This is a genomic window from Pseudoalteromonas rhizosphaerae (assembly GCF_028885455.1).
Classification (GTDB): domain Bacteria; phylum Pseudomonadota; class Gammaproteobacteria; order Enterobacterales; family Alteromonadaceae; genus Pseudoalteromonas; species Pseudoalteromonas rhizosphaerae.
The window spans coordinates 4,271,784-4,288,762 of the sequence record NZ_CP118496.1 but is presented as its reverse complement, the minus strand read 5'-3'; the positions used below and the strand labels follow the sequence as shown (position 1 = coordinate 4,288,762).

Here is a 16,979-nt window from a genome sequence, read left to right as displayed (position 1 = left end):
TTCTATAGCGAGGTACTGGGAGGGTTGCAATCAATACCTTGCTTTTATTTAGCAAAAGCTGGCTTTGGGTCATTTGCGCTAAAAGCTTAAGTTATTAATTTAGTTAAATTTTTTTATAAGCAAAAGTAACTCAGCGGTTGCGCTGGCATCAGCGAGTGCTCGGTGATGGCTTGTCAGGTTTAAGTCAAAATGCGCACTGAGGTTACCTAAAGAGTATGATTTTAAACCAGGAAACGCTTTGCGAGATTCAACCACAGTACATAATTTGGGCATTTTAAAGTGGATACCTGCCATTTCACATTCTTTACGAATAAAGCCGTAATCAAAGTTTACATTGTGAGCCACAAAAATAGTGCCTTTTAGTTTATTAAGTAAAGTCTCAGCTATTTCAGTAAAGCGTGGTGCAGTTGCTACCATTGCGTCATTAATACCGGTTAAAGACACTATAAATTTAGGAATGCGCATTTGCGGGTTGATAAGTGTTGACCAAGTATCAATTACTTTGCCGTGTTGCATTTTAACTATGCCAATTTCGGTGATCCGATTGCCGCCTTTTAAACTACCAGTGGTTTCAATGTCGACCACGCTGTAAATACGATTGGGATCATTAACCCATTTTACGGCCGCAATGTGTACATTGAATCCATTATTTTTGAGGCAATCAATCGTTGTTAGCTGATTACGTCTTAATTTATCACCTGGGGCTTTTACTTCTTCAAAATGGAGTTTATTACCATTTAGCACCATCAAATCAGGGTAACCATCTTTAAGCTGCATAAAGCGCATGGTCATATTCTTTAAGTGACTTTTTAGCGCTGCTAATGAGCTATTTAAAATCAGCACTTCTAATGGTCGTAATAGCTCGCTATGCCAGCGAAACAGCCCATTAGCTTGCTCAAAATAACGGGCGGCACTTTTACAAACGTGTTTTAGTAAATCATCCGGTGTTTGCCAGTTTGCTAGTAGTGCTTCAATTTGTTGGTGTTGGGTATGATAAAAGCAGTCGGTTCTCAATGATTGTGGAAACATATCAAACTCATTGCAAGGTGGGGTGGGAGTATCTATATAAAGCTCGCGCCAAAAAACTAAACCAAAAAGGCTCTGCCAAAGCGTATTTTCGGTATAAAAAACAGTTAACCCTTGTTGAGTGTAGTGTTCTGTAACACCTTGCTCTACATCGTTTCGATAAACTTCGTCAATTTCAATAACACATTGCGTATCGGCGAGCATTGCACTTAAGCGAGAGCGAGTTTGCTTGTTAAATTTACGCATTAAAAAGTCATCAGCAAAATACAGTAAATCATCAGTGAGCGGATCTTCGATGATGGTTTCAAGCTGGATTTTTACCCACTCTTTATTACCTTGGCGGTATTGCTCGCGTATTTGTAATTCAGTTGCTTCAGCGCTATTTTCACAGGCATTTAAAAGTGTAAAACACAGCTCAATATTATATTTTTTTAGTTGTTGGTGAAGTCGTAAAAGGAGCTTGTTTTTAAGGTTGACTGCTAATGTACCTTCGGCCGGTTGATTAATAAGCTCAATAGCTAAAGCTTGATATTCGTCATCACTTTGCGCGCTTTTAAATGCCATGCGATAACGATTTAGCGCGTAGTTAGATTGCGCCTCTTCACGTGTATCAAAGCGAGCTAAACTTACTGTATGGTTTTCTCGTGTGGTTCTTAGGCCCAAATCACGCAGTACAAAGCTATTTTGATGGTTAATATCACCAGTGCTTAAGCGGCCTATGTATAGAAATTCAAAGTATTCATACACAGCAAAGCGGTTATTAATAACAAACTGGTTATAAAGGCAGGTTAAATGTTCCGGCTTAGTAGCAAAAAAATCGCAAGTCTGTGCTACCAGTTGTGCTTTAGTGACGCTTTTTTTAATACTAGGTTGGATATCGAAAGGCGCGAGTAGTGCTAGCAATGCGGGTTTAGTTAGATGTGCGAGTACGTGTTGATAGTCGGTGTAATTTGGATGACTAATGAGCTGTGCTGTTTTTAGCTCTTCGAGTGCCAGTGCAGGGCTGTCTATTTCATTATAATTAAGTGTGGTGATTGCTACGAGTAAAGGTTTACGAGAATAAATGCGTGCCAGCATGCACTGGCCTTGCTCAGTAAGTCGGTTTGCTTTATTAATGAAATCGACGTGTTTTTGCTCTAATAAGTGTCTGCATTGAGTGTCGATAAATGTTATTAGCTCTTTAAAGTGGGCTAAATAATATTTTTCGGGTAATTCTTTTTTCATAACACACACCGTAACTGTATAAAAAAACAGTATCTAGCATTTGCTTTAAGTAATCAAGAGTCGGTTAGTTGTTTTAGAATATCAGCCATAACTTGATTGTTATATTGATGGACGATGCGTTGACTCTTAAAAAGCTGTGGTAATTCAATTAACAAAACGACGATGATTAAAAATACGCCAAAGCTATAAATAGTGAGTATGCCAATTAGCATCAGCGTTAAATTCACCGCACCACGTTGAAATCTACCTAAGTAAAAGTGGTGTAAACCTGCGGCAAAAAACCAATTCAGTACCGCATAAGTATCAGGGTCTTTAACGAGACGCTTTTCTTGCTGGTAAAATAGTTTACGCTGTTCAGGGGACAATGCATTTACTTCTGAACGAAGCTGCTCTTCTTGAGCATTTAGTTGTTCTGATGTCATGGCATTAATAAGCCTCAAGGAAGTGGATCGGATTTTACGGTTACACAGTCGGGGTTATTGCAACGCCGTATTCTTTTTACGCCAATAAACAGACCTTTCACTAGCCCATATTTAGTAATTGCTTGATGAGTAAACTCTGAGCAGGAAGGACTGAAATTACAACTAATATTAAAATGTGCCTTAGCGCCGCCATTTTTTTGATAGCGGCGAATTGCACTAAGCGTCATTGCTTTAAGCACGGTTTCTGCCTAACGTTAAGATCACAGCTTCGCGTGACCAAAATAGCAAAAAACGTTTGCTTTCGATAACCTGAAATACCAGTTGCCAGCCATTTTGTGCTTCATCATTAAGTGTTGCTTCTAGCCTTTTAAGTGGTAACCCGCTCGAACCTAGCAGCAATGTGCCACAGCCACCCTCAACAACATGCAATACTTTATATTCATTAAAATTAGACATCGAGTTTCCTGTAGTTTGTTTTTTTGATAGATAATTCTGTGATTTTAAAAGTGAACCTGAGACTAACCAGATATGATTTTCAACCTAATATAGCTGATTTTTTTCGCATTTACTTAAAAAGCAGCTGTTTTTCGATTTTTTTCGCAACTTTTTTCTAAGCCGATTTATCAACGTTAGGACAGTTACTTAGGGTCACTTAGCTCTCTTCATTTTAGCCTATTCACAGTTTGTCAACCTTGAATTATCAGTTCCATTACTTTAACCTTTATTTTTATTGAACGTTCAATTAATAAAAATATGCCTAAAGTTGGAATGGAACCTGTCCGTCGTCAGCAGTTAATTGACGCTACTATTAGTTCGGTTGCTGAATTTGGCTTACAAGCAACAACCATTAATAGTATCAGTAAAAAAGCAGGATTATCGTCGGGCATTATTAGTCATTATTTTGGTGGTAAGCAGGGCTTGATAGAAGCCACTGTGCGTTATTTATTAACCAATCTAAAACACGAGCTGATCAAACAAGTAACGCCAACAACGACCCCTGAGCAAAGGTTAATGCTGATAATAGAAGCTAACTTTGCCAGATTACAACAGCGCAGCGATACCACTAAAACTTGGTTAAGCTTTTGGGCGCAATCGATGCACGATGTTCAGTTGCATCGCTTACAGAACGTAAATAGCCGACGACTTCTTAGTAATTTAGTCAGCTCATTTAAACAATTGATGGGTGATGATGAAGCCAAACTTGCAGCGCAATTATGTGCGGCAATGATCGATGGCTTATGGTTAAGAGCGGTACTAAGTAAGTCTGATCAAGATCAATTTGCACATTGTGAACAGCTAGCAAAAAACTTTGTATGTTCACTTATCAAACAGTATGGAGCTTAATGTGACAACACCTGTTTATCAAAACTTTATCAATGGTCACTTTTTAAAAAATCAAAGTGGCGAAACATTTGCAGTTAAAAACCCAGCAACAGATGACGTAATTTATTATGTAGAAGTGGCAGATGCGTTTATTCAAAATGCGGCTATTCAAAGTGCTAAACAAGGATTTGCTGCATGGTCAACTATGAGTCCGATTGAACGTAGTCGTATCTTACTAAAAGCGGTTGCATTATTGCGCGAGCGTAATGATTTACTTGCAAAAATAGAAGTGCTAGATACCGGTAAACCATGGCAAGAAGCCGAGTGTGTTGATGTGCAAACTGGCGCTGATGTAATCGAGTATTTTGCAGGGCTAGCACCTGCCCAAGTTGGCCAGCAGCAAATGGTTGGCGAAGATTTTTATTATACCCGTAAAGAGCCGTTAGGGATTTGTGCCGGAATTGGTGCGTGGAACTACCCGCTGCAAATCGCTTGTTGGAAATCCGGCCCAGCTTTGGCTGCCGGAAATGCATTTATTTTTAAACCTTCTGAAGAAACGCCACTTGGCGCAATTAAGCTTGCCGAAATATTCATCGAAGCGGGTGTACCAGCGGGTGTGTTTAACGTGGTGCAAGGTGCAGCAGAAGTCGGCCAGTGGTTAACACAATCAGCTGACATTGAGAAAGTATCGTTTACCGGCGAAGTAGGCACAGGTAAAAAAGTAGTTGCTAGTGCTGCTGGTTCATTAAAAGATGTCACCATGGAACTTGGCGGTAAATCACCACTGCTAGTATTTGATGATGCCGATATTTCACAGGCAGTAAGTGCTGCAATGTTAGGTAATTTTTATACGCAAGGTGAAATTTGCACTAACTGCACCCGTATTTATGTACACAAAAATGTTTATCAGCAATTTATTGATGAGCTTAAAACACGCACTGAAGAAAATATTATAGCGGGCGATCCACTCGATCCTAACGTTAACTTTGGCGCATTAATTTCCAAAAAGCATCAACAATTAGTGATGAGCTATATCGATAAAGGCATCAGCGAAGGTGCAACGTTATTAACAGGTGGTAAAACGCTTAGCCCAGCCTCTGCACCAAACGGTTACTTTGTTGCACCAACGGTATTTATTGATTGCACTGATGATATGACGATCGTCAAAGAAGAAATCTTTGGTCCCGTAATGAGCGTATTAACGTTTGATGACGAAGATGATGTAATTCACCGTGCTAACGATACTCACTTAGGCCTTGCTGCAGGCGTGTTTACCAAAGATATTAAGCGCGCACACCGTGTTATTCATCAGCTGCAAGCAGGCATTTGTTGGATCAACAGCTACGGCAATTCGCCAGCAGAAATGCCTGTGGGCGGTTATAAGCAGTCAGGTATCGGTCGTGAAAATGGTATTGAAACACTTGATCATTACACCCAAACTAAATCGATTTATGTCGGTATGACTAATATAGAGAGCCCATTTTAATGACTGCACTAACGTATGATTACATCATAGTGGGTGCAGGGTCGGCGGGCTGTGTACTGGCTAATCGTTTATCCGAAGATAGCCGCAACCGCGTTTTATTATTAGAGACTGGCGGCAGCGATAAAAGCATTTTTATTAAAATGCCTACCGCGCTATCAATTCCGATGAATTCAGATAAATACGCGTGGCAGTTTCATAGTGAAGCTGAACCGTATCTAGATGATCGTCAAATGCACTGCCCGCGTGGCAAAGTGTTAGGTGGCTCATCATCTATCAATGGCATGGTGTATGTACGTGGCCATGCTAAAGACTTTGATGAATGGCAACAACATGGTGCACAAGGGTGGGATTATCAATCCTGTTTACCGTATTTTCAAAAAGCAGAATCATTCTATTTAGGTAAAAACGACTATCGTGGTGATAGCGGCCCTTTGGGTGTGAACAACGGTAATGAAATGGCGAACCCGCTTTATAAAGCCTTTATCAAAGCGGGCCAGCAAGCCGGATATGCAGCTACTGACGATTATAACGCAGCGCAGCAAGAGGGTTTTGGTCCAATGCACATGACCGTTAAAGACGGTGTGCGCAGCTCTGCAAGTCGTGAATATTTAGACCCAGTGAAGTCACGTAAAAACTTAGTTATTGTTACTGGTGCGTTGGCTGAAAAGGTGTTGCTTGAAGGCAAAAAAGCCGTTGGTGTGCAGTACAAAGTTAATGGCGATATTGTTAAAGCAAAGGCCAGTAAAGACGTTATTTTAAGTGCCGGTCCGATTGGTTCACCGCATTTATTGCAACTTTCGGGTATTGGCGACAGCGAAATACTTAAAGCAGTTGGTATCGAGGTTAAGCACCATTTACCCGGAGTTGGGCAAAACCTGCAAGATCACTTGGAGTTTTATTTCCAGTATAAGTGTAAGCAGCCAATTACCTTAAACGGCAAGCTTGGCCTTATTTCAAAGGGCCTTATTGGCGCGCGTTGGTTATTAAACCGCAGTGGCCTTGGGGCGACTAATCATTTTGAATCTTGTGCATTTATTCGCTCAAAACCGGGGGTTGAGTGGCCTGATATTCAATATCACTTTTTACCTGCGGCAATTCGTTATGACGGTAAAAGTGCTTTTGATGGCCATGGTTTTCAAGTCCATGTAGGGCATAACAAGCCTAAAAGCCGCGGTGCAGTAACGATTAAATCGGCTGATCCAACGGTTGCACCTAAGATCCAATTTAACTATTTACAGCATCAAGATGATATTGAAGGGTTTAGAGCCTGTGTGCGTTTAACGCGTGAAATCATTGAGCAAAGTGCGTTTGATGATTACCGCGATGGCGAAATCCAACCAGGTAAAGAGATCCAAACCGATGAACAAATAGATGCTTTTGTACGTCAGGCAGTTGAGAGTGCTTACCATCCTTCATGTTCATGCAAAATGGGTGAAGATGAACTGGCAGTAGTAAACTCAAACACTCAAGTACATGGCATTGAGGGACTGCATGTGGTGGATTCATCAATCTTCCCAACGGTTCCTAACGGAAATTTAAATGCGCCAACCATTATGGTGGCAGAAAAAGCGGCTGATCTAATTTTAGGTAGGCCACCACTTAGTAAATCGCAAGCAAAGGTTGCTGTTGAATCTCAATGGCAAACTGTGCAGCGTAGTTCGGAGATCTAATAAAGTCACCTGCAGCATACTTTGTGCTGTGGGGCTTGCAGTGGCGCGCATCATAAGTTGTTTGTGGTGCGTTAATGCGAGACTAAAAACACGGAGACATAATGATGTATTTTCATTTATTTTGGGGAGGGAATTATGACCTTATGGCTTAGTGCAGGCATTATTTTCACCCTACTAGCAATTGTTGCAATTTTAGTAAAATGGGGCAATGTAAAGTGTGTTGGCGTCACACCGGTAAGAACATTTACCTTTATCGCCATCTTATTTACATCAGGCTTAGATGTTGGCTTGATCATGTTTCCACTCACTGAGTTTGCAGGTTATGCAGACATAAAAGCAAGCCCAGAGTACGCGTTTGCCAATCCACTAGCTATCGAGTTTGGTTATTGGGGCTTTCTGATCTGGGGATTCTATTTCCTTACGTGCTTTTATTTCTGTGTAATAGAACCTAAAGTGAAATTTTTCGAAATTCCTTGGGTTAAATTAATCAATAACGTAGTTATTATTGGTACTTGTGCCTTCACCGCTTTCTTATTGCTCTCTAACCTACCTTGGTATTTACCTAGTCTTGGTGATGGTGAGTCGATTATTCCGTCATTTTATTTAATTGTATTCGCAGCTATTTGCTTTGCGGTGTATTCAAGCACCGATATTAAATATGTACGTTTTCTAAGTATTTCAACTACCTGGTTATTTATAGCGCTAATTGGTTTTATGTGGTTTGGCGCATTTATGGGCGAAAATGGCCAAGTGTCAGATTTTACAAATAATTTAACGTTAATTGGTAGTTACTTTGGCAATATTAATCAGTTTGTACTGCCACTCAATGATTACCATGAGTTTTATTTATTTTGGTGGTTTGCGTGGAGTATTATGATCGGTCAATTCACATCGCGTTTTGTCGGTGGATTAAAAACCTATCAAGTATTGGGGGCAATGTTAATTTTCCCTTCAATCCCAATCGCAATTTGGTTTGGCGTGCTTTATCAGTATCACGAAGCAGGCATTGATACACAAGGGATCAAAAATATAGCAATGGTATTTGTTGGCGTAGTGTTTGTGATCAACTCGCTTGATTCACTGATCCGTTTATACACCGACAATATGGGTATGACGGTTAAACGTTTAGGTAAATTTAAATATATTGCGCTAAATGTTGTCGCTCTTTCATTATTAACCCTATTATTTAAGCAGAACTTTCTACAAATCCAGTGGGTCGGAGTGTTAGTGATTGGTTTGTTCTTTGCGTGTGCAGCCTATATTGCCTATAGCAAAGTTAAAACTGTGAGTAACATTGATAGTTCGCCGAAAGACAACAAAATTGACTACACAAAAATTGAATCAGCTAGCTAGATATTAGCTTATACAGTAGCGAAGGAATTAACATGACAACACAAAAAACATTATTAGCAGTCGCATTACCGTTTGCACTTTTTTCAACCTCAGTATTGGCTGATTGGTCAGCAACCGTAACCGGCGCATCAGATTATACCTTTAATGGTGTGAGCCAAACGCAAAACGACCCAGCGCTACAAGGTAGCCTTGATTATTCATTTGGCGAGTCAGGCATGTATGCTGGCACGTGGGCGTCAAACGTTGACTTTGGTGACGACACAAATATTGAATGGGATGCTTACTTCGGTCGCTATGCGCAGTTAAATGAAGCGCTCAGTATTGATTACGGCCTTGCGTATTACAGTTACCATGGGCAAAGCAACTCAAGCGATGGTAACTACTTTGAAGCTTACACTAAATTTGGTTACGCAAGTGAGTTAGGGCAAACAGAGCTTAACTTCTGGTATAGCTGGGATTATTTTGGTACCGGCGCAGGTCATGTGATTTCTATGGTTGCACACACCATTGAACTTGCACCTAATCACGCACTGCGTGCCAGCTTTGATATTTCAAATTCACTCGATGGCGATAAGTTCGCATGGGATACCGATGGTAAATCGTATAACCACTATCGTCTTGCTTATCAAACAAGTTTAGCGGGTTTTGATATTGAGGTAGCGGGCGAGAACACCAGCCTAGATATTGATACTGCAGATGAGCGTATTGTATTGTCGATAGGCCGTACATTCTCACTATAATTACAGTGCTAGGCACTACTTTTTACATGCGCGGCATAAAGCCGCGCATTATATCTATAAGTCATAGATGATTCGTTATCATTTGTTACATAGAAAATAAACCATGTATTGATTGATTAATCGGTGAAACATATAAGGCCATTGTTAAACCGTAAATTTAGCTATTCGTTGTTGCGCTTATCAGTGTTACGCAGCGAGATTTATAATGTCTCGCTGTACTCAGTCATGATCTGTTCAACCCAGTTAGCGATACGCTCATCACTGTGTTCGTATTGGCTGTCTTCATCAAGGGCTAAACCAACGAAGTGTTTGCCATCTTCGGTGAGTGCCTTAGAGGCTTCAAACTCATACGTGCTGTCGTTCGGCCACAATCCTAATAAAGTATATTGTTGGCTACTTATTTCATCATGTAACATACCAAGTGCATCTTGAAACCATTGACCATAACCTTGTTGATCGCCCATACCAAATAAAGCGATGGTTTTGCCATTGAGATCAACATCTTTAATGTCGTCCCAAATCGACTCCCAATCTTCTTGTAACTCGCCAAAATCCCATGTGGAGATACCAAAGATGATAAAGTCGTAATTTTCTGCATTTTTTAATGGTTCATCTTTGATGTTATGCAGGCTGACAATGTCTTGACCGATAATATCGCGAATTTTTTCTGCTGCTATTTCTGTATAGCATGTGGTAGAACCATAAAATAAACCAATTTGCATCGTATTTATCACTGTGTATTTGCCTGATATGATAGGCTGAAGTTTACCGTAAGGTATTATTAATTGATACCTTGATAACTATGAGAATAACTGTGACCACGTTACCTGATCATGAGTCATTAGACTCAGCCATTACAGATCACGACGAACTACTCGGTAATAGTGATTATCTTGAATCTTTTTTAGATAACCTCTATTTAGAACAACACGTAAGCGATAACACTTTATCTGCGTATCGCAGCGACTTGGATAAATTTTGCCACTTTTTAAAAGGTCAAGATTTGCTCACCGTGAGTGGCCAAGATATTGAAAGCTATTTAGCGCATCGTGTTGATTTAGGTTTAAAGCCTCGCAGTACGGCGCGCAGTATTAGCGCGTTAAAGCGCTTTTACCAATACTTTGTGCGTGAAAAACACATTACTGATTCGCCAATGGTAAATATTGCTCAGCCTAAAGCGGGCCTATCATTGCCGAAAACGTTGTCAGAAAATGAAGTAGAAGCACTTTTGGCGGCGCCTAATGTTGAAGAGCCGATGGGCTTGCGCGACAAAGCTATGTTAGAGCTATTATATGCAACGGGTTTACGGGTTAGCGAGTTAGTTGGGTTGCGTATTGAACAAATTAATTTGCGCCAAGCGGTGGTGTTTGTTAAAGGTAAAGGTAATAAAGAGCGTTTGGTGCCGCTTGGCGAAGAGGCTATGTATTGGCTCGAGCAATTTTTAAAAGTGGGGCGCGCGCAAATGATCAAACATGCCACCGATTTTGTGTTTCCGTCAAAGCGTGGAGTCGGTATGACTCGACAAACTTTTTGGCATCGTATTAAACACTATGCTATTTTGGCAGCAGTTGAATCGCCTTTATCGCCCCATACGTTGCGCCATGCGTTCGCAACACACTTACTAAATCATGGTGCTGACCTAAGGGTTGTACAGATGATGTTAGGGCATAGTGATTTATCAACCACACAAATTTATACCCATGTAGCTAATGAACGGTTAAAATTGGTACATCAGCAACATCATCCGCGCGCTTAGTGAGAATTTTTTCGTACTTCGGCGGTCTGAGTAGTTAAGAATTATCAGGATATAAGAGAACATTATGAAAAAGTTAGTATTAGCCGGTGCGATATTAGGCACCAGTATAAGTGCGTTTGCCAATGGCGTTGCAGCCATTCCTGATGCCAACGATCCAATCGTGACTAAGTTTGCAGAGCTAGGTGTTACTGTTAAGCAAATTAGCCCAAGCCCAGTGGCCGGTTTAAAAGAGTTGATCACTGATAAAGGCGTGCTGTATGCAAGCGCAGATGGTCAATACTTAATGCAAGGCACCTTGATTGATTTAAATAACCGTAACAATCTAACCGAGCAAGCGCTTAATGGCGTTCGTAAAGAAGGCCTAGCGCAATACGAAGACTCAATGATTGTTTACAAAGCTAAAAATGAGAAACATAGCATAACTGTGTTTACTGATATTAGCTGTGGTTATTGCCGTAAGTTACACCGCGAGCTTGATGATTTACTTGAAGCGGGTATTACCGTTAAGTATTTAGCGTTTCCACGTGGTGGTTTACAAGGCTCAGGCTATGCAGATCTAATGAATGTTTGGTGTGCTAAAGATCAACAAGAAGCAATGACAGCAGCAAAATCGGGCGCTGATACAAAAGTAATGGCCGGTTGTCATGCCCCAGTTGCAGAACATTATCAGCTTGGCCAAAGTTTTGGCATTAGCGGTACACCAGCAATTATTTTAGAAGATGGTACGATGATCCCAGGTTATCAGCCTGCGGCCGCATTAGCTGCTGCGTTAGACGCTAATAAATCGTCATAGTATTATGCTTTTTATAAAAAGGCCGTTAAGGCCTTTTTTTGTCTTTATTCCTTAATCTAAAAGTACCGCGCCTGCATGAAAAAATTAATTGTTGCTCGTGATCATCATGATGATTCACACCTGCCAAGCCATTTGCACCCTGTTATTAAACAAATTTATGCCAGCCGCCAAGTTAATCATGCCGATGAGCTAAATAATAGCGCAGCCACTTTACATGACTTCAAATTATTTAAAGACATAGATAAAGCCAGCGCTTTACTTCAACATGCTCTGCGAGCGCAAAGTAAAGTGCTGATTGTGGGTGATTTTGATGCCGATGGCGCAACCAGCACTGCTACCTTAATGCAAGGCTTAGCGATGTTTGGTTTTGCTCATTTAGACTATTTAGTGCCAGACAGATTCAGCTTAGGCTATGGTTTAAGTCCCGCGTTGGCCGAGCAAATAGTCACTATGGCACCAGATCTAGTGATCACTGTTGATAATGGTATTTCCTGTATTGCTGGCATCGCAATTGTAAAAGCCGCGGGCATTAAAGTGCTGGTTACCGATCATCACTTGCAAGGCGAACAACTACCCAATGCTGACGCTATCGTTAACCCTAATCGCCATGATTGTGAGTTTCCATCAAAATCAATCGCAGGAGTCGGGGTTGCATTTTATTTATTGATTGCGCTTAGAAGTGCATTGCGTGATGTTGGTCATTTTGCGCAGCAACCACCGCCTAACTTAGCCGATCTGCTTGATATTGTAGCGCTAGGTACGGTTGCTGATGTGGTGGCACTGGATGCCAATAATCGCACCTTAGTTTACCAAGGTTTAGCGCGAATTCGTAGCGGCAAAACACGCCCAGGTATTACAGCGCTGATTGAGGTCGCTAATCGTAACGCAGCGCGTTTAAGCGCCAGTGATTTTGGTTTTTCGCTTGCGCCACGCTTAAATGCCGCAGGACGTTTAGATGATATGAGTTTAGGCATAGCTTGCTTACTAGCTACTGATATCAATCAAGCGCGACGCATAGCCGCTGAGCTGGATAGTTTAAACCATGAGCGTCGAGAGATAGAGCAGGGCATGCAACTTGAAGCACAAGCCGTGCTAGATAAGCTCGCTTTTAGCGATGAGCAAACACCTGATGCTATCTGTTTATATCAAGAAGACTGGCATCAAGGTGTGATCGGTATTTTAGCGGGACGTTTAAAAGAGAAATACCACCGCCCAACAGTAATTTTTGCTGGTGGCGACAACGGTGAAATAAAGGGCTCTTGCCGCTCGATTGAAGGCTTGCACATGCGTGACTTGCTTGAGCGCTTAAATACCTTGCATCCACATTTGATCAGTAAATTTGGTGGTCATGCTATGGCGGCCGGTCTGAGCATTAATGAGCAGCACTTTAGTGAGTTTAAACGTGAGTTTGAGCAGGCGGTAAGTGGGCAGTTAAGTGAAGAGCATAAACGCTGTATTATCTTAACCGATGGCGAGCTTGCTGATGACTGCTTTAGCATGGAGTTTGCAAATGTACTCAAACAAGCAGGGCCATGGGGGCAGCAATTTCCAGAACCCGTGTTTGAACACACTTTTGAACTCGTACAGCAGCGCATTGTTGGTGAAAAGCACTTAAAGCTGGTATTAAAACACCGTTCAGGGCGTTTGGTTGATGCTATTGCCTTCGGTATTGATGTGCGCGAGTGGCCTGATACTGAAGCGCGCTTGGTGAAATTGGCCTATCAGCTCGATATCAATGAGTTTAGAGGTAAATTTTCATTACAGTTAATTGTCCGTGAGCTGCAAAAAGTAGCTTAAAAAATATCTATTATCGATGCATAAAGTACTAATAAAACGCACGGTTTTTTGTTAAAATCGGGCGTTCTATTATTTAAAGCGAAATTTAAATAATTATTAGCATAATTTTACCTGGCGATTAGCCGCGTAAACCAGCCATTTTGGAGTAATGTACATGTTTGAAGTGAATCCTGTGATTAATCAAATCAAGGAAATTCGCGAACGTACTGAACTGCTTCGGGGGTACCTTTGACTACGCTCTTAAACAAGAACGTTTAGAAGAAGTTAACGCCGAACTTGAAGATTCAGCCGTATGGAATGAGCCCGAGCGAGCACAAGCACTAGGTCGTGAAAAGTCAGCATTAGAAGCGGTTGTTGAAACTATCGATAATCTAGTAATTGGTACTGACGATGTTGAAGGGTTGCTTGAACTTGCAGTTGAAGCAGAAGATGAAGAGACCTTCAATGAAGCACAAAGCGAACTGACAGATCTAAACGAACAGCTTGAAGGTTTAGAATTTCGTCGCATGTTCTCTGGCGCACATGACGCAAATGATGCTTACCTTGATTTACAATCAGGCTCAGGCGGTACAGAAGCTCAAGACTGGTGTAACATGTTATTACGCATGTATTTACGCTGGGGTGAAGCCAAAGGCTTTAAAGTTGAACTGGTAGAGGCCACTGACGGTGATGTTGCCGGTATTAAAGGCGCAACCGTGCGCTTTGTTGGTGAATACGCGTATGGCTGGTTACGTACAGAAACTGGGGTTCATCGTTTAGTACGTAAAAGCCCATTTGATTCAAGTGGCCGTCGTCATACCTCGTTTGCTTCTGCATTTGTTTATCCAGAAGTTGACGATAATATTGAGATTGATATTAATCCGGCTGATTTACGTATCGACGTATACCGTGCATCAGGCGCGGGTGGTCAGCACGTAAATACCACAGAATCTGCGGTACGTATTACCCACGTACCGACAAATACGGTAGTGCAGTGTCAGAACGAACGCTCTCAACATAAAAATAAAGCACAAGCGATGAAGCAGTTAAAAGCGAAGTTATTTGAGCTTGAGCTACAGCAGCAAAATGCTGAAAAGCAAACCCAAGAAGATGCCAAATCTGACATCGGCTGGGGCAGTCAAATACGTTCATACGTACTTGATGATGCGCGCATTAAAGATTTACGTACCGGCGTTGAAAACCGTAATACCCAATCGGTACTTGACGGCAATTTAGATAAATTTATTGAAGCCAGCTTAAAATCTGGCCTATAACCACCAAGCTAAAAAAGAGCTAAAAAATGACTGATCAAATCCAAGACGAAAATAAGTTAATCGCTGAGCGTCGTGGCAAATTAGACGCTATTCGCGCCAATTGCCCTGCTAACGGTCATCCAAATCAATTCCGTCGTGAGCATTACACGGCAGACTTACAGGCCGAGTTTGGTGATAAGAGTAAAGAAGAATTAGTAGAGCTTAACCACGTTGTGTCTATCGCGGGTCGTATCCTAGCTAAACGCGGACCATTCTTTGTAATTCAAGACATGAAAGGTCGTGTGCAAGCGTATGCATCAAAAGATGTCCAAAAAGATCTGAAAGAAAAATACGGTCAATTAGACACTGGCGATATCATTGGTGTTAAAGGCGCGCTTAATAAATCAGGTAAAGGCGATTTATACGTAGAAATGACAGAGTATCAATTACTGACTAAGTCACTACGTCCACTTCCTGAAAAATTCCATGGCTTATCTGATCAAGAAACTAAATATCGCCAACGTTATGTTGATTTGATCACTAATGAAGCAACCCGTGAAACGTTCCGTATTCGTTCACAAGTAGTTGAAGGTATTCGTCGCTTCTTAGCAGATCGTGACTTTATGGAAGTTGAAACGCCAATGCTACAGGTTATCCCTGGTGGTGCATCTGCGCGTCCATTCGTGACTCATCACAATGCCCTTGATATCGATATGTACTTACGTATTGCACCAGAGCTTTACTTAAAACGTTTAGTGGTAGGTGGTTTTGACCGCGTATTTGAAATTAACCGTAACTTCCGTAACGAAGGGTTATCAACGCGTCACAACCCAGAATTCACTATGATCGAATTCTACCAAGCCTACGCTGATTACATCGACCTGATGAACATCACCGAAGACATGTTGCGTACTGTTGCAACTAACGTATTGGGCAGCCCAATCGTTGTTAATACGACTAAAAACGAGAACGGCGAAGTGGTTGACTCAGTAGAGTATGACTTTGGCCAACCGTTTACCCGTTTAAGTATGGCGGATGCGATTTTAAAATATAATCCTGAGTTTGATGCTGCAGTATTCAATGATCCAGAAAATCACTTTGACGAATTAAAAGCGTACGCAAAGCAAGTGCACGTTAAAATTCCTGAAAATTGTGTTTGGGGCCCAGGTAAGTTCTTATGTGAAATCTTTGAAGAAACAGCAGAGCACATGCTTATTCAACCGACTTTCATCACCGGTTACCCGTGGGAAGTATCACCACTTGCTCGTCGTAACGATGAAAACCCATTTGTTACTGACCGTTTTGAATTCTTTGTTGGTGGCCGTGAGCTTGCAAATGGTTTCTCTGAGCTTAATGATGCACAAGATCAAGCTGAGCGCTTTACTCGCCAAGTGGAAGAAAAAGACGCCGGCGATGATGAAGCAATGCACTACGACGAAGATTACATTCGCGCGCTAGAGTATGGCCTTCCGCCTACGGCAGGTGAGGGGATTGGTATCGACCGTTTAGTGATGCTATTTACTGACTCATCAACAATTAAAGATGTTATCTTGTTCCCGCATATGCGCCCACAAGCTGACTAATGCTATGTTAGATTAAGTTGATATTATAAACGCCGCTTTAATAGCGGCGTTTTTGTGTCTGTAGCGGGTCCCGTCAATGGAAATTATACTGACAATAATAAAATTTTAATTTTAACGTATTGAATTATGTGAAAATAAAAATTAATTATATAAAATCATCAAAATGAACGAGCATTATTTCTAAATTTAGCTAAACTATTGACTGAAAAAACAGCATAAAGCATGGTTTTTTAAACTCACGTCAATCTAAAGGACTTATATAAACGGATTTTATATGAAAGATAATAAACCTGATTCACCCTCTGAAGTACTCAGTATTGAATTACAACGAGAAACCTATTATCGAGCATGTATTGCTGAATTTCAGCAATTAGGCTACCAAGATCAATATCTCGAACAATTAACTGACGAATTAGTGCCTGTTCTCGGTGTATCCGCTGATATTAAAACCTCTTAATTTGATTAACGATTAAACAAAGTTGACTCTTTTTTGGCTGTTATGGGTGTTCTCTAACCATACAGTTACTTTAAACAAGAAAAGTGTTTGACATATTTTCTGAAATCTTTATTATAC

General features: G+C 41.1%; 16 protein-coding genes. 11 read left to right on the top strand and 5 right to left on the bottom strand.

What is annotated here, in order from left to right:
• Nucleotides 1-99: 99 nt before the first annotated feature.
• From PVK79_RS18580 to PVK79_RS18565, 4 genes are read right to left on the bottom strand one after another with little or no spacing between them, the layout of a single operon-like run.
• A complete protein-coding gene (locus PVK79_RS18580) occupies nt 100-2,250 on the bottom strand; it encodes an exonuclease domain-containing protein (protein WP_257326352.1) in 2,151 nt (716 codons plus the stop codon).
• Nucleotides 2,251-2,303: 53 nt separating this feature from the next.
• On the bottom strand, nt 2,304-2,672 hold the full coding sequence (locus PVK79_RS18575) for a TM2 domain-containing protein (protein WP_182718001.1): 369 nt from the start codon (nt 2,670-2,672) through the stop codon (nt 2,304-2,306).
• Nucleotides 2,673-2,686: 14 nt separating this feature from the next.
• Complete coding sequence (gene yidD / locus PVK79_RS18570; protein WP_220491300.1) at nt 2,687-2,899, bottom strand: membrane protein insertion efficiency factor YidD; 213 nt, start codon at nt 2,897-2,899, stop codon at nt 2,687-2,689.
• Between the two features lie 4 nt (nt 2,900-2,903).
• Nucleotides 2,904-3,128 (bottom strand): DUF4177 domain-containing protein, encoded by a 225-nt coding sequence (locus tag PVK79_RS18565; RefSeq protein WP_145240804.1) that lies wholly within the window; start codon nt 3,126-3,128, stop codon nt 2,904-2,906.
• Nucleotides 3,129-3,425: 297 nt separating this feature from the next.
• On the opposite strand from PVK79_RS18565, the gene betI reads away from it, so the two are divergent.
• From betI to PVK79_RS18540, 5 genes are all read left to right on the top strand, one after another.
• Complete coding sequence (gene betI, locus PVK79_RS18560; RefSeq protein ID WP_145240806.1) at nt 3,426-4,016, top strand: transcriptional regulator BetI; 591 nt, start codon at nt 3,426-3,428, stop codon at nt 4,014-4,016.
• 1 nt (nt 4,017) lies between these two features.
• The gene (gene betB / locus PVK79_RS18555; protein ID WP_145240808.1) at nt 4,018-5,481 is read left to right on the top strand and encodes a betaine-aldehyde dehydrogenase; all 1,464 of its coding nucleotides are present in this window, start codon (nt 4,018-4,020) and stop codon (nt 5,479-5,481) included.
• Entirely contained in the window at nt 5,481-7,151 is a 1,671-nt protein-coding gene (gene betA, locus PVK79_RS18550) for a choline dehydrogenase (protein ID WP_257326350.1), read from the top strand. Before betB ends, betA begins: the two co-directional genes overlap by 1 nt.
• A 135-nt stretch (nt 7,152-7,286) precedes the next feature.
• Nucleotides 7,287-8,504, top strand: a complete 1,218-nt coding sequence (locus tag PVK79_RS18545) for a BCCT family transporter (protein WP_145240812.1) — start codon at nt 7,287-7,289, stop codon at nt 8,502-8,504.
• 32 nt (nt 8,505-8,536) lie between these two features.
• Nucleotides 8,537-9,244: a TorF family putative porin gene (locus PVK79_RS18540; protein ID WP_145240814.1), complete on the top strand. Its 708-nt coding sequence runs from the start codon at nt 8,537-8,539 to the stop codon at nt 9,242-9,244.
• A 200-nt stretch (nt 9,245-9,444) separates the two neighbouring features.
• Here PVK79_RS18540 and fldB read toward each other — a convergent pair whose 3' ends face one another.
• Nucleotides 9,445-9,966 carry a flavodoxin FldB gene (gene fldB / locus PVK79_RS18535; RefSeq protein WP_149981789.1) on the bottom strand — a complete coding sequence of 174 codons (522 nt, stop codon included), beginning with the start codon at nt 9,964-9,966 and terminating at the stop codon, nt 9,445-9,447.
• 80 nt (nt 9,967-10,046) lie between these two features.
• Between fldB and xerD the strand changes: the two genes are divergently transcribed.
• The 6 genes from xerD (at nt 10,047) to PVK79_RS18505 (ending at nt 16,862) form a co-directional block, all read left to right on the top strand.
• Nucleotides 10,047-11,000, top strand: a complete 954-nt coding sequence (xerD, locus tag PVK79_RS18530; RefSeq protein WP_220491296.1) for a site-specific tyrosine recombinase XerD — start codon at nt 10,047-10,049, stop codon at nt 10,998-11,000.
• Between the two features lie 64 nt (nt 11,001-11,064).
• A complete protein-coding gene (gene dsbC / locus PVK79_RS18525) occupies nt 11,065-11,793 on the top strand; it encodes a bifunctional protein-disulfide isomerase/oxidoreductase DsbC (protein WP_145240834.1) in 729 nt (242 codons plus the stop codon).
• A 75-nt stretch (nt 11,794-11,868) separates the two neighbouring features.
• On the top strand, nt 11,869-13,590 hold the full coding sequence (gene recJ, locus PVK79_RS18520; protein ID WP_257326343.1) for a single-stranded-DNA-specific exonuclease RecJ: 1,722 nt from the start codon (nt 11,869-11,871) through the stop codon (nt 13,588-13,590).
• A gap of 154 nt (nt 13,591-13,744) precedes the next feature.
• Nucleotides 13,745-14,843 (top strand): peptide chain release factor 2 gene (gene prfB / locus PVK79_RS18515; RefSeq protein ID WP_257326342.1). Its coding sequence is split into 2 segments (ribosomal slippage): nt 13,745-13,819 and nt 13,821-14,843, totalling 1,098 coding nucleotides; the frame shifts between segments, so codons are not numbered across the junction.
• A gap of 26 nt (nt 14,844-14,869) precedes the next feature.
• The gene (gene lysS, locus PVK79_RS18510; RefSeq protein ID WP_182718004.1) at nt 14,870-16,405 is read left to right on the top strand and encodes a lysine--tRNA ligase; all 1,536 of its coding nucleotides are present in this window, start codon (nt 14,870-14,872) and stop codon (nt 16,403-16,405) included.
• A gap of 274 nt (nt 16,406-16,679) precedes the next feature.
• Nucleotides 16,680-16,862, top strand: a complete 183-nt coding sequence (locus tag PVK79_RS18505) for a hypothetical protein (RefSeq protein WP_145240843.1) — start codon at nt 16,680-16,682, stop codon at nt 16,860-16,862.
• The last annotated feature ends 117 nt before the right edge of the window (nt 16,863-16,979 follow it).